This window comes from Rhodobacter sp. 24-YEA-8, assembly GCF_900105075.1.
Taxonomy (GTDB): domain Bacteria; phylum Pseudomonadota; class Alphaproteobacteria; order Rhodobacterales; family Rhodobacteraceae; genus Pseudogemmobacter.
The window spans coordinates 352,213-365,168 of record NZ_FNSK01000002.1; the positions used below are offsets into that span (position 1 = coordinate 352,213).

Sequence of the window (12,956 nt, forward strand, 5' to 3'; positions counted from 1 at the left end):
GAGTATTATCGAAGAAGGACGCAGAGATGCGGATCAAGACGGGCACATTTGTGCCGAAAACGGGCACAGATGTGCACCCAAAAGCCGATCTAGCCGATTACCGGACCGCCATTGCCACGGCGCTTCGGGACGAACTCGGTCTGACGCATCGCGCGGTCAAGACGGCGATGCGGTGGACGGGTGCCAGTGAGCGGACCGTGAAATACTGGATCGCTGGCGAGAGAGGACCCAGTGGCGCGCATCTGATCGCACTGGCCAGGCACTCGGATATCGTGTTCCACATGGTCCTGCTGCTGGCTGATCGGACCGACGGCGCGGATTCTGAGTAAGGTCGCCATGAGGCGGTGAAAAGCTGAGATGGATAAAGCGTGAGCCTGCGCGTGGGCTGACTGCCACGCGTCATGCTGCAGCCTATCATCATGGGGATGGCTGAAGGTATCGCGTCCACCCCTTGTGGGCCGCGCCCGTCTGGCACAGGGCTTTCCCGAAGCGGCGGGCTAACCCGGCACTGACCCGACCACTGCACGCCGCGCCCGGCAGGTGGCGATGTTGCCGGAGTTGCAGTGATGCGCCTCGTGTTACTGCGGGCCGCCCTGCTCTTCCTCACAGGCTGCGGCCCGCTGGATGACTACTGCGGGCGCAATATGGGTTTCCATCACGCTGGCGGAGACACCGGCCCTCACTCGTCTTTCGGGATCCGGTTTGCCGAGTGATCCTCGTACTGCTCGGTCAGCACATGTTTGCCGTCATGCCCGCCCTTGCGCGGATCCTGCTGCTTATCGCGGTTGGACAAGACTTCGTTCGGCGGGATCTTGTCGATGTCGGACATGGTCATAGCGCCTGAGGCATCCCCTTTGCCCTGGACACCCTTGCCGAATTTCTTGTGCGATGCATTTGCCATGATTGTTCTCCTTCCGAAGAGACAACGGGCGACGGGCTCACAGGGTTCATGACGATGGTGTGAGCTTGCCGATCCGGATCAGCCACCCCTCGCCCGCTCTGGCCTGATCCCCTCTTGCTCTAAGAGCGAGGTGTTGGACCGGAAGGCTACGACGATCAGTCGTCCGGATCGGGGATACGAAAGGCAAGCCGTCCTTTCCCGGTGCCAGAAAGCGCGAAAGGATCCTGATGCCGGTCATCATGAATGCGGGCCCTCCCTGTTGGCGCCCTCAATTCAGGCTTGTATAGACGGTTGACTTTCATTCCGGAGTTGCGGTTTGCTCAGGATGCTGCAGATCGTTGAATTATTGCCTTTTTTAGTCTTGGAGCTTTCGCATGTGTCAAACCTGCTGTGCATCTCTTGCCGACACAGGACTAATGCACTTTTGCCATTGCGGAAGCCCCGATACCCTGGCCGCAATGCGCCGGATTGAGGCGGATATCTCGCGTCGTCAGATGCTCGGCGGGATGTCAGCGGTCGTCGGCATGTTTGCGGGTTTTGGACTTGCTCCAAACGAGCTGCGGGCGCAGACGGTGGGCGCGCCTCTCTTGCTGACCAATCTGAAATATTTCGACGGCACCACGCTCAGCCTGCACAGCGGGGTCGACATTCTGGTTGACGGCGGCCGGATTGCCGCGCTGCCGGCAGCGGGCCAGGGCCCGACAGAGGCCGAGCGGATCGATTGCGGCGGGCGCACCGTCATTCCGGGCCTCATCGACAGCCATTGGCACACCACCCTGGCTGCGGTCAGTCAGCTGGCCGCGATGACCCAGGATATCGGCTTCCTGCACCTGATGGCGGGAAAAGAGGCGGGCGCGACGCTGATGCGCGGTTTTACAACCGTGCGCGATGTCGGGGGCCCGGCCTTTGGCCTTCAGGCAGCGGTGGATCGCGGCGTGGTGACCGGTCCGCGCATCTTCCCCGCAGGTGCGATCATCAGCCAGACCTCGGGCCATGGCGATTTCCGCTTTCAGAACTCGCTGCCGATGATGCCGGTCGACCAGCCCGATTACGCGACCAAAGCCGGCATGTCGGCGCTGGCTGACGGCGTGCCCGAGGTGCTGCGCCGCACCCGCGAGCAACTGATGAAGGGCGCGAGCCAGATCAAGATCACCGCGGGCGGCGGCGTGGCCTCGCAATATGACCCGCTGGAATCGCTGCAGTTCACGCTGGAAGAGATGCGGGCCGCAGTAGATGCCGCGACCGACTGGGGCACCTATGTCTGCGCCCATGTCTATACCTCGGCCGGGATCCAGCGCTGTATCAAAGCAGGCGTGAAATCGATCGAACATGGCCAGCTGGCGGATGAGGACACTGTCCGCATGATGGCGGATAATGGCACCTGGTGGTCGATCCAGCCGTTCCTCGCCGATGAGGATGCGAATAAATACACCGATCCCAAGGCGATTGCCGCGCAGAAAATGGTGGCCGAGGGCACGATGCGGGCCTTTGAATGGGCCGACAAGCACAAGGTCAACTGGGCGTTCGGCACAGATATCCTTTACGGCGGCGGCGAAACCCAGGCGAAGCAGCTGACCAAGCTGGCCCGCTTCATGTCGCCACTTGCGGCGCTGCACCGGGCGACAGGGGCGGCGGGTGACCTGCTGGCTCTGTCGGGGGCACGCGCGCCCTATGACGGGCGGCTGGGCGTGATTGCCGAGGGCGCCCTGGCCGATCTTCTGGTGGTCGATGGCGATGCCGAGGCTGGGCTCGACTGGCTGGCCGACAGCAGCAATCTGCGGGTCATCCTCAAGGGTGGCCGCATATTCAAAAACAGCCTGTGAGGAGAATGACATGATCCGCAATCTGCTGGGGGCTGCAGCCATTCTCGCCCTTGGATCAACGGCGGCTCTGGCCGAAGACTGGTCGGGCCAGATCACCCCCTATGTCTGGGCTGCAGGCTTTGGCGGCGATGTCACCCCCTTTACGGGCGCGCCGACGCTGTCCTTCAAAAAGGGTTTTTCCGACGTTACTAAAGATGTTGATGGGGCTTTTTTCCTTTCGGGCTATGCGCGGCGCGACCGGCTGGTGGTCATGGGGGATCTGAGCTGGTCTTCAAGTTCGAAATCCGGCCATCTGCCGCCGGGTCTGCCGGCCGAGGGCAAGCTGACGCAGCGCTCGCTGACCCTGCTGGCGGGCTGGCGGGCGGTGCAGAATGAGGCCTTTACCCTCGATCTGCTGGGCGGTGCCCGGGCCTTCAGCATCAAAAGCAGCGTCACCGTTGCGGGCGGCATGATGCAGGCCTCGCCGGGCAGGGATTTCGTCGATCCGATCCTCGCGGCCCGCGCCAATATCGCGCTGGCCCCACAATGGTCGGCGCTGGTCTATGCCGATTTCGGTGGCTTCGGGGTTGGCTCGGAAAGCACCAGCCAGGTTCTTGCGACGGTCAATTATGAAGTGAATGACAATCTCTGGCTGTCCTTCGGTTACCGGCAGCTGAATGTCGATTACCGCAGCGGCGGCACCGTGGTTGATGTGCGCATGGGCGGGCCGCTTTTCGGCGCGACCTGGCGGTTCTGAGGAGAAACAGATGATCAAAGCCTTTACCCTCGCGCTTGCTCTCGCCGTCGGGGTCGCCCCGATTGCCGAAGCCTGCACCCGCGTCGTCTATCACGGGCCCGATGGCCGCGTGCTGACCGCGCGATCCATGGACTGGAGCATGCCGATGATCTCCAATCTCTGGGTCTTTCCGCGCGGCATGACCCGCACCGGCGAGGCTGGTCCGCGCTCGCTGGAATGGACCTCGAAATATGGCAGCCTGATCGTCTCGGGCTATGACATCGCCACTGTCGACGGCATGAACGAGGCGGGGCTGGTCGCCAATATGCTCTGGCTGGTGGCCTCGGATTACCCCGAGGATGATGGCCAGACACCGCAGATGTCGCTCTCGCTCTGGGCGCAGTATTTCATGGATAATTACGCGACCGTTGCCGAGGCGGTGGCGGATCTGGAGGCGCGGCCCTTCCATGTCGTGACCAAGGACGTGCCGGTGCAGCCCGGGCGGCTGACGACCGTGCATCTGTCTTTGTCGGATGCGAGCGGTGACAGTGCCATTCTGGAATGGATCAATGGCGAATTGCGGATCCATCACGGGCCCGAATTCAACGTCATGACCAATGACCCGCCCTATGACGAGCAGCTGGCACTTGCCTCCTACTGGAAGGGCGTCAATCCGCGTGAAGTGCTGCCCGGCACCACCCGCGCCGCTGACCGTTTCGTGCGCGCCGGCACCTATATCGACATGGTCGTGCAATCGGATGACCCGCGCGAAGCAGCGGCAGCGGCCTTCAGCGTGATCCGTAATGCCTCGGTGCCTTACGGGATTTCGACACCGGACGCGCCGAACCTGTCGACCACGCGCTGGCGGGTGGTGGCGGATCAGAAGGACCGGCTGTTCTATGTCGAATCCGCGATCTCACCCAATGTGTTCTGGGTCGATCTGAAGCAGCTGGACTTTGCCGAGGGCAGTGGCGTGCGTCAGCTGGATCTGGGCGTGGATATGGGCAGCATCCGCTCGGGCGAGGTCTCGGCAGAATTTGTCGCCGCAGAGCCTTTCCGTTTCGAGCCTGCCGATTGAGAGAGGTATCAGTATGATCAGGACCCTGACCCGACTGCCGCTGCCCCGACTGTCGCTGATCGCGTTGCTTGCCGCAACACAGGCGGCCTGCGTCAGCGGCACCGGGCCCGAAGAGCCGGTGAGAATTCTGCGCAGCACCACCGATGGAGTTGTGCTGCACGGGCTGATCGACGCCACGCGAAAGAGCCCGCCTGACCGCTATGACATGCTGGCACAAAGCGAGTGTGCGCGTTCAGGCAGGCAGGCTGTTCTGACCGGAATGGAACAGAAATCGACCTTTGGCTTTGATGTGACCTATCGCTGCGTCTCAAAGACCTGACGCAACCCGGCTGCGCGGATCAGTTCAGAGCGTGCAAGTATTCGCGCATCCTTTGTGCTGAAGCCCTGCAGGTTGTGTAGCGCATTTCGGCGCTGATGGAGCAGGAGCCGCCCACCGCATCCCGGGGGCGGCTCTCTGCATCAGCACTATGTTGCTGACCCTTACCTCAGCGCAGCGATCTTCCCCGGCTCATAACCTCAGCCATGTCCTGCACTTCGCTCCGGGCGAAACGCCGTGAATGGGGGGCTGATTGGGGGCTCAGGGTTCGTCCACTTCCAGCACATAGGCGCCTGGTTCGATCCGGTTCATCACCAGATCGGGGATATCGGCCGGCAATGCTGCAGCCAGCGGCGGGAAGACGCCCACCGCCCGCAGGGCCTTGCGCAGGTCGATACTGCGGCCAAGGTAATCAAGCGCCACTTTTGACGCCCCGGGTTTGCGCCCACGGCGGGTTGGACCACCCGTCTGGATGCCCATCAGCCGGAGCAGCTGATGACGATAGCTGGGATAGAGCGTGACCTGGGTCAGGGATTTAAAGTCAAGCGTCTCATATTCGATGACATGGATACGGTCGGCGAGATAGAGCAGGACACCGCTGTATTTGCTGAGCCCGACGACTTTCCCGGTCGCCGGATCGCGCATGATCTCGATGTTCTTCCAGTAATAGCGGTCATTGCGCCGATAGACCGAGACGAGAGACTTCGTGATTAAGCCATTGTTACCAAAAGAATAAAAATACCTGTAATAATAGCCGACATATTTTTCGAGCGACTGGCTGTGACGGTAAAGCGCCTTGACATGCGCGCTGGCTTCACCCGGTTGCGGCTGGGGATCGGGTACGCGCCGCAACGAGATGATCTGCTCAAGCTGCGATGGCTCCATCAGGATCTCGGTCTCGGTTACCCCGAAGAAATCGCAGAGCCGGCGCATGTTGCGCCGCGAAGGCCGGCTTTGGCCGTTGAGATATTTGTTGAACTGCTGCCGGTTCATTTTCAGCCGACGGCAAGCCTCTGCCACCGAATGGTGATAGCTGCAAAGCAGTGACAGGTTTCGCGGGAAATCATCTTCCATGATTCTACATCACATTGAAGCGTAATTCGCGTCAAGTCGCGAAGGACAACAGACTGGAAAAGAGGAGGGTCTGATGCGAGTTTCCTTAAAAAATAATATCCAGGGAATGAGAATCATGAGTCGTTTCGGCTTTACACGGCGGGGCTTTCTCGCAACGGGCACTGCGTTTTCCGCGCTTGCCGGCATCGGGCTGCCCTTGCGGCATGCCATGGCTCAGGAGGCTGGCGCTTCGACTCGCCCACTGCTGCGGGTACGCCAGGACGGGGATATCAAGATCCTTGACCCCGGCTATATGACCGGCGGGCTCGAGATCGAAGTGCAGAAGCAATGTCTGCCCTTCCTCGCGCAATATGTCACCAGAGACGGTGTGCTCGACTGGGAACCGACCGTCTACGTGACCCGGCTGGAACTGCGTGATCCGACCCATATCGATTTTGAACTGACCGAGGGGCTGAACTGGTCCGGCGACTATGGCCCGCTGCGCGCATCGGATGTCAAATTCTCTTATGAGCGGATGAAAGATTCGGAATGGGGCGGCTACTTTGAGGTGCTCGACCATGTCGAGGTCACCGGCGAGCGCACCGGGACGATCGTTCTGAAGAACGCATTCGCGCCCTTCTTCCTTGTAACGCTCTGCCATGGACCAGGGGCCATTCTGTGTGAAAAGGCGATGGCGGATGTGGGGGGCCGTTTCACCACCGAATTCCCCGCCATCTGCGGCCCCTACCGGATCGAGAACATCCCCGGTCAGATGGTCAGGTTCCTGCCAAATCCTGACTGGACCGGGCCGAAGCCTGCCTTTGATGAGGTGCAGTCTTATATCATCTCGCAGGTCAAGGCGACCGAACTGGCCTATGAGGCCGGCGAGCTGGATATCACCCAGATCGCTTCGGATGCGGTCGCGCGCTACCAGACATCTGTTCCGGAAAATTCGGCACTGACCAAGGCCGGCGAGCTGAACTTCATGTGGCTCGGTATGAACACCGAACATCCGCTCCTGCAGGATATTCGTGTGCGCCGCGCAATCCAGCATGCGGTGGATTGCGACGCGATCATTGCGGCCGCCTATTCGAATGTCGCGAGCCGGTCCTATGGGGTGGTCTGCCCGGGGCTGATCGGCCATCGCAGCGCAACAAAGTTCTACACATTTGATGTCGCCGCAGCGCAGGCGCTGCTGGATGAGGCCGGGGTCAGCGGGCTGCAGCTCAGCCTCAGGGTGCTGAACCAGCAGCAGCCGATGCTGGCCGCGCAGATCATCCAGGCCAATCTGGCGATGATCGGGATCACGCTGGAAATCATCCCGATGGACAGCGGCAGCTTCTGGGAAATGGGCATGGAATCTGCCGGTGACACCTGGAAAGATCTGCAGCTGTGGATCATGCGGTTTGGCAGCGTGCCCGATCCCTATGAAGCGACGCAGTGGTTCGTCTCGTCTCAGATCGGCGAATGGAACTGGGAACGCTGGACCAACCCGGAATATGACGCCCTGGTCGAGAAGGGGATTGCCGAAACCGACCCGGCGATCCGCAATGACATCTATCTGCGGCTCCAGGATCTCATGGAAGAGACTGGTGCCTATGTCTGGCTCTGCCATGAGCCGCGCTATTACATCCACAAAACCGATGTTGCGGTGCGGATCTCGCCTTCGGGGCAGCAGGACTACCGGCTGTTTCAGCCTGCCTGAGCGGCGATAACAGCTGACTGTGGCCCCCGCCATTCCGGCGGGGGCAGGCGAATTCGACGGAACTCTGATGATTGCATATCTCATAAAGCGCGTCGGATTGGCATTTGCCATTGTGACGACGGTTGTGATCACGCTCTTTGCCCTGCTGCGGCTGGTAAAGGGCAATCCGGTCACGATTGCGCTCGGGCCCCAGGCGACACCCGAGGCCATTGCGCGCTATACTGCCAAGATGAATCTCGACCAGCCGGTCTGGGTACAGTTCCTCACCTATGCGCGCAGCCTGTTTTCCGGCGATCTGGGCGAGGATATCTTTTCGGGCCGGGCTGTCTCGGCCATCATCGGCGAGCAGATCGGCTATACGCTGGCCCTGATGGCCGGTGCGATGGGCTGGGCCATTGTGATCGGCATTCCGCTGGGCTGTCTGGCAGCGGTACGGCCAAACGGCTGGCTGGACCGGGTGACCGGCGTCCTTTCGGTCGGAACAATTGCAATCCCCTCCTTCCTGATGGCGATCTGGTCCCTGCTGATCCTTTCGGTTCAGCTGAACTGGCTGCCGGCGATGAGCGCGGGCCAGTCCGGCAATATCACCAGCCAGCTGCGTCATCTTATTCTGCCCGCTTTCGCAGTCGGGGTGGGCTGGGTCGGCTATCTGGCACGAATGGTGCGCGCGTCGATGCTGGAGGTGATGGGCGAGCCCTATATCCGTTCGGCCCGTGCCTTCGGCCTGCGGCCTTCGCGCATCGTTTTTGGTTATGCCCTGCCGGTGGCCGTTCTGCCCACGATCACGCTGATCGGCATGGGCTTCGGAGGCCTCGTGTCTTCGGCCGTTTTCGCCGAGGTGATTTTTGCCCGGCCGGGCATCGGCAAACTGCTCTATGACGCCGTGCAGGCGCGTAACTTCCCGATCGTCCAGGGCACTGTGGTGGTGACCACCGCGCTTTACATCCTGGTCGTGCTTATCTCAGACCTTCTTATCAGCTGGATCGACCCCCGTGTCCGAAACTCGCTCTGATTCCGGCTTTGCTGCGGGGCGCGGTGCCCGCAATGAGCGCCGCCGCCAGATTGCCGCCTTTCTGTCAAACCGTCAGGCCATGATCGGGCTGGCGCTGGTGCTGCTGTTCTGCCTTTCGGCACTTCTTGCACCCCTGATCGCGCCCTATGATCCGAATGCGATGGATATTCCGGCCCGGCTGTCCGCCCCCGGCTGGCAGCATCTTGCCGGCACCGACCAGCTGGGACGCGATACATTGTCGCGCATTCTTTATGGCGGCCGCATCGCTTTGCTGATCGCAACCGTCGGCGTGACGATCTCGCTGGTTCTGGGGCTGATGCTGGGCATGATGGCGGCCTTCGGGCCGCGCTGGCTCGATCAGCTGCTGCTGTTGCTGTTCGACGCGATCCGCTCTTTCCCGACCATCATTCTGGGCCTTGCCATGGTAGCACTGACCGGGCCGAGCCTTGCGCTGGTGATGGCCATCGTCATCCTGACCTCGATCCCGCAATATGCCAGGGTGACGCGCACAGCGGCGCTGGCGCTGCGTGGCACCGATTTCGTGATGGCTGAACGCTCGCTGGGGGCATCGACCCTGCGGATCATGCTGCACCATATCCTGCCCAATATCATGGGGCCGCTGCTGATCCTTGCCGCCATGGATGTGCCGGCGGTAGTTGCGCTGGAGGCGGGGCTTTCCTTCCTCGGGCTGGGGGTACGGCCGCCGCTGGCCAGCTGGGGAACGCTGCTCAATGACGGCTATCTGGTGATCCGCGACTCTCCCTGGATGGTGCTGATGGCGGGCCTGCCGCTGGTGCTGACCACGCTTGGCTTCACATTCTTTGCCGAAGGCCTTCGGGATGCCTTCGATCCGCGCATGAACAAGGCACGCTGACGATGGAAAACCTGCTTGAGATCAGGGGGCTCTCGGTCGATTTCCAGACCAGCCAGGGCCGTATGAAGGCCCTGCGCAATATCAGCTTTGATCTGCGCAAGGGCCGCATCACCGGCATCGTCGGCGAAAGCGGCTCGGGAAAAAGCTCGGTCCTGTGGTCTGTCATGGGGCTGCTGGCGGCAAATTCCGAGATCACCGGCGGCACGATCCGCTATGAGGGCCGTGACATTCTGCGTCTTTCCGAGCGCGCGCGCCGCGCACTGCGGGGGGAGGAAATCTCGGTCGTCTTCCAGGACCCGATGACCTCTCAGGCGCCTTTGCTGACCTATGGCACCCAGATGCGCGACCTGCTTTACCGGCGCCGCAGGATGAGCCGCAGCGCCAAGCGCAAGGCTGCCGCGGAAATGCTGGGGAAGGTGGGAATTCCGGATCCGGGCTATCGGCTGGGCCGCTATCCGCATGAGTTTTCCGGTGGAATGCGGCAGCGGGCCGGCATCGCTATGGCGCTGCTGACCGGGCCTAATCTTTTGCTGGCGGACGAGCCGACCACCGCGCTTGATGTGACGATGGAGGCGCAGATCATAGAGCTTTTGCGCAATCTTCAGCGCGACAGCGAAACCACCATGGCGGTGGTCTCACATAATCTGGGTCTGATTGCGCAGCTTTGCGACGATGTTGTGGTGATGTATGCGGGAGAAGTGGTCGAAACCGGCACCGTCTCGCAGATTTTCCATGCGCCGCAACATCCCTATACCCGCGCATTGCTGGAATGCGATCCGGCGCGGATCCCCGAACGGGTCAGCCGGCTGCCGATCATTCCGGGCGATCTGCCCGATCTGATTGCCTTGCCGACGGGCTGCATATTTGCCCCCCGCTGCGGCCAGGCCGTCGCGGAATGTCGTGAGAGCGCGCCGCCGGAAGTGCGCCGCGATGAGACCGCAATGGTGCGCTGCTGGCGCAGTGAACAACCGGCATCGGTACCGGCCGCTGTCATCACGTCACCGCCGCGCGCGCCGGTAGCAGCGCAGGACAGCGCCGCGCCGCTTCTGGAAGTGTCTGATCTGGGCGTTCGCTTCCAGATCGGCAGCCAGCTCGCCGCAAAACTTGCGCGGCGGGCCCCGCGCGGGCTGGATGCCGTGCTCGATGTCAGCCTGCGGCTTCGCGCGGGGGAAACGCTGGGCCTTGTCGGGGAAAGCGGCTCGGGCAAAAGCACGCTTGGCAGGGCCATTCTGAACCTGGTTCCCGTGACCTCCGGCAAGGTGTTGTTTGACGGGACTGAGGTGCAGAACATGCCCGAACGCGCCTTCAAGCCCCTGCGCCGCAATATGGCGATGATGTTCCAGGACCCGAATGGCTCGCTCTCGCCGCGCAAAACCGTGCGCGCCCTGATCGCCGAGCCGTTCCAGATTCATGGTGAGGGCGGGCGCAATCTTGACGCCGAGGTTGAGCGCCTTGCGGATATGGTGCGGCTGCCAAAGGCCCTTTTGTCGCGCCATCCGCATCAGCTGTCAGGCGGCCAGGCGAGGCGCGTCGGGGTGGCACGGGCCCTGGCGCTGAGCCCGCGTCTTCTTCTGGCCGATGAACCGACTGCCGGGCTTGATGTCTCGGTTCAGGGTGAGGTGCTTAATCTGATGGCCGGGCTGCAGAGCAGCTTTAACCTCGGCTACCTGATCATCACCCATAATCTGCCGGTGGTCCGCCATATCAGCGACCGTATCGCGATCATGTATCTTGGCCGTATCGTGGAAGAAGGACCGACAGACGCGATCTTCCGCGAATGCCGCCATCCCTATACCGCGTCGCTGCTGAAGGGGATCGCGCAGCCCGATCCCGATCAGCGCCAGAGCGGTCTGGGTCTTGCAGGCGAGGTGCCCAGCCTGCTGAACCGGCCAAAGGGCTGTGATTTCGTGACCCGCTGCCCGCTGGCCCAGCCAATGTGCCACCAGCTTAAGCCGGCCCATCAGGCCGAAGGCACTGACCGGGTTTTTGCCTGCCACTTCCCGCTTTCCGGCTGATCCCGGACAGCAGCAGAGACGACAAGGACGTTCCATGAGTTACGGTATTTACATCGGCCGCGCCCATACGGCCGACGGTCTTCCCTATCTGGCTGGCTATGGCGATGAACCGTCAAGCCACTGGCTCGAAATCATCCCTGCAGCCAGCCATGCGCCGGAGGCGACAATCACCGTCGGGGTGACGCCTGCGGCGCTGATGCCGGGCCTGCTTTCGGAGATTCCGCAGGTTGCCAGCACATTTCGCCATATGCGGGTCAGCTACAGCCATTATCTTGGCGTGCCCTGCCCGCTGACCAATGGCGGGCTGAACGAATACGGAGTCGCTGTGCGCGACATATGGTCAACCTCGTCCGAGCGGCTGATTGCGATGACGCCAAAGGATCAGACCGGCCCCAACTATTCGGATCTGGCGCGCATCGTTCTGGAACGCGCCCGCACCGCCCGCGAAGGGGTGCAGATCATCGGCGATCTGATCGCGAGCCACGGCTATTCGACCTATGGCGGGAATTCGCATATCATCGCGGATGGCAAGGAAGCCTGGGTCGTGATTGAATTCGCCGGCGGCCGGCGTCTCTGGGTCGCCGAGCGGCTGGGTGACAGCAGTATCCGCGTCTCCCGCCCGGGCTATATCGGACAGATCCCGGCAGTGCCGGACGAAAATTTCCTGTTCCCACCGCATTTCATCAGCACGGCCATTGATCTGGGCTGGTACGATCCGGCCACAGGCGCCTTTGACGTCAATGCCGTCTATGGCGATGGCAAGGGTCGCTGGGAAGGTCAGGCCTGGATCGAGGCCGAGATGCAGTCCCGCGCCGCCCGCCCCGAAAAGCTTGGAATCGAAGATATTGTCTGGGCCATCGCGACCGAAAAGCTGACCGGGGATACCGCCGGTTATGGACAGATCGTGCCGCTGACGGAACCCGACTTCCCGGAGCAAAGGATGATGTGGCATGCCGCCATTGGCCCGGTTGCCGCGCCGCTGACGCCGGTCTTCCTTGGAATGGACGAGGTCCCTCCGGCCTATCGCCAGCACCGCCATCTGACCGAAGGCGAAAGCGGCCGTTTCCTCGATCGCCGCAAGGAAGTGAAGTCGCCCGAGGTGGTTTCTCGGATCCCGCAGGGGATCGAAAGTGCCGATGGTGCGGTCTATCAGTTCCGCAAACTTATGCATCTGGCCTTTCAGGATGGCGAGGCGCTGCTGCCCGAAATCTACAGCCACTGGCGCGATCTTGAGGCGCTGATCCGTGCCGATCTGCCTGAGACGCTGCGGGCCTCGGGCCTGCTGAGCGCAGCGGGGGAACGCGATCTTGCCTGCCGCCTGCTGTCGGATTTCAGCACACGCTGGATGGAGCGCAGCCTTGACGACTGTGATGCGCTCGCCCGGGCCGCCTATGTGCGCCTCAGAGTGCGCGGCGGGCTGAATATGACAACGAGCCCGCTTTCACCCGCGCAGATCTGGTAGGC

At 61.9% G+C, this 12,956-nt stretch carries 12 protein-coding genes; 10 read left to right on the top strand and 2 right to left on the bottom strand.

The annotated features are described in order from the left end of the window. Window positions 1-26 precede the first annotated feature (26 nt). Complete coding sequence (locus BLW25_RS18185; RefSeq protein ID WP_092902768.1) at window positions 27-329, top strand: helix-turn-helix domain-containing protein; 303 nt, start codon at window positions 27-29, stop codon at window positions 327-329. A 350-nt stretch (window positions 330-679) separates the two neighbouring features. On the opposite strand, the gene BLW25_RS18190 is transcribed toward BLW25_RS18185, so the two are convergent. Further along, entirely contained in the window at window positions 680-901 is a 222-nt protein-coding gene (locus BLW25_RS18190; protein WP_092902770.1) for a hypothetical protein, read from the bottom strand. A 458-nt stretch (window positions 902-1,359) separates the two neighbouring features. Between BLW25_RS18190 and BLW25_RS18195 the strand changes: the two genes are divergently transcribed. From BLW25_RS18195 to BLW25_RS18210, 4 genes are read left to right on the top strand one after another with little or no spacing between them, the layout of a single operon-like run. Next, window positions 1,360-2,724 (top strand): metal-dependent hydrolase family protein, encoded by a 1,365-nt coding sequence (locus BLW25_RS18195; protein WP_253188581.1) that lies wholly within the window; start codon window positions 1,360-1,362, stop codon window positions 2,722-2,724. 10 nt (window positions 2,725-2,734) lie between these two features. After that, window positions 2,735-3,460 carry a hypothetical protein gene (locus BLW25_RS18200; protein WP_092902774.1) on the top strand — a complete coding sequence of 242 codons (726 nt, stop codon included), beginning with the start codon at window positions 2,735-2,737 and terminating at the stop codon, window positions 3,458-3,460. A 10-nt stretch (window positions 3,461-3,470) separates the two neighbouring features. Beyond that, window positions 3,471-4,517 carry a linear amide C-N hydrolase gene (locus BLW25_RS18205; protein ID WP_092902776.1) on the top strand — a complete coding sequence of 349 codons (1,047 nt, stop codon included), beginning with the start codon at window positions 3,471-3,473 and terminating at the stop codon, window positions 4,515-4,517. Window positions 4,518-4,530: 13 nt separating this feature from the next. Continuing rightward, a complete protein-coding gene (locus BLW25_RS18210; RefSeq protein ID WP_092902778.1) occupies window positions 4,531-4,836 on the top strand; it encodes a hypothetical protein in 306 nt (101 codons plus the stop codon). A 258-nt stretch (window positions 4,837-5,094) separates the two neighbouring features. Here the strand turns inward: BLW25_RS18210 and BLW25_RS18215 are convergent, their stop codons facing one another. After that, complete coding sequence (locus BLW25_RS18215; RefSeq protein WP_092902780.1) at window positions 5,095-5,907, bottom strand: helix-turn-helix domain-containing protein; 813 nt, start codon at window positions 5,905-5,907, stop codon at window positions 5,095-5,097. A gap of 115 nt (window positions 5,908-6,022) precedes the next feature. Here BLW25_RS18215 and BLW25_RS18220 point away from each other — a divergent pair, with 115 nt between their 5' ends. The 5 genes from BLW25_RS18220 (at window position 6,023) to BLW25_RS18240 (ending at window position 12,954) form a co-directional block, all read left to right on the top strand. Beyond that, a complete protein-coding gene (locus BLW25_RS18220) occupies window positions 6,023-7,591 on the top strand; it encodes an ABC transporter substrate-binding protein (protein WP_171909636.1) in 1,569 nt (522 codons plus the stop codon). 67 nt (window positions 7,592-7,658) lie between these two features. After that, window positions 7,659-8,603, top strand: coding sequence for an ABC transporter permease (locus BLW25_RS18225; protein WP_092902784.1), 945 nt, complete (start codon window positions 7,659-7,661; stop codon window positions 8,601-8,603). Then, window positions 8,584-9,477 (top strand): ABC transporter permease, encoded by an 894-nt coding sequence (locus BLW25_RS18230; protein ID WP_249499359.1) that lies wholly within the window; start codon window positions 8,584-8,586, stop codon window positions 9,475-9,477. Before BLW25_RS18225 ends, BLW25_RS18230 begins: the two co-directional genes overlap by 20 nt. A 2-nt stretch (window positions 9,478-9,479) precedes the next feature. After that, entirely contained in the window at window positions 9,480-11,492 is a 2,013-nt protein-coding gene (locus BLW25_RS18235; protein ID WP_092902786.1) for a dipeptide ABC transporter ATP-binding protein, read from the top strand. 34 nt (window positions 11,493-11,526) lie between these two features. After that, window positions 11,527-12,954: a C69 family dipeptidase gene (locus tag BLW25_RS18240; protein WP_092902788.1), complete on the top strand. Its 1,428-nt coding sequence runs from the start codon at window positions 11,527-11,529 to the stop codon at window positions 12,952-12,954. Window positions 12,955-12,956: the final 2 nt, after the last annotated feature.

Bases quoted from the DNA above. Each gene is read 5' to 3' on its own strand.
- BLW25_RS18200 (WP_092902774.1), top strand. From the start codon at position 2,735: ATGATCCGCAATCTGCTGGGGGCTGCAGCCATTCTCGCCCTTGGATCA.
- BLW25_RS18240 (WP_092902788.1), top strand. From the start codon at position 11,527: ATGAGTTACGGTATTTACATCGGCCGCGCCCATACGGCCGACGGTCTT.
- BLW25_RS18215 (WP_092902780.1), bottom strand. From the start codon at position 5,907: ATGGAAGATGATTTCCCGCGAAACCTGTCACTGCTTTGCAGCTATCAC.
- BLW25_RS18225 (WP_092902784.1), top strand. From the start codon at position 7,659: ATGATTGCATATCTCATAAAGCGCGTCGGATTGGCATTTGCCATTGTG.
- BLW25_RS18190 (WP_092902770.1), bottom strand. From the start codon at position 901: ATGGCAAATGCATCGCACAAGAAATTCGGCAAGGGTGTCCAGGGCAAA.
- BLW25_RS18205 (WP_092902776.1), top strand. From the start codon at position 3,471: ATGATCAAAGCCTTTACCCTCGCGCTTGCTCTCGCCGTCGGGGTCGCC.
- BLW25_RS18220 (WP_171909636.1), top strand. From the start codon at position 6,023: ATGAGTCGTTTCGGCTTTACACGGCGGGGCTTTCTCGCAACGGGCACT.
- BLW25_RS18185 (WP_092902768.1), top strand. From the start codon at position 27: ATGCGGATCAAGACGGGCACATTTGTGCCGAAAACGGGCACAGATGTG.
- BLW25_RS18235 (WP_092902786.1), top strand. From the start codon at position 9,480: ATGGAAAACCTGCTTGAGATCAGGGGGCTCTCGGTCGATTTCCAGACC.
- BLW25_RS18195 (WP_253188581.1), top strand. From the start codon at position 1,360: ATGCGCCGGATTGAGGCGGATATCTCGCGTCGTCAGATGCTCGGCGGG.
- BLW25_RS18210 (WP_092902778.1), top strand. From the start codon at position 4,531: ATGATCAGGACCCTGACCCGACTGCCGCTGCCCCGACTGTCGCTGATC.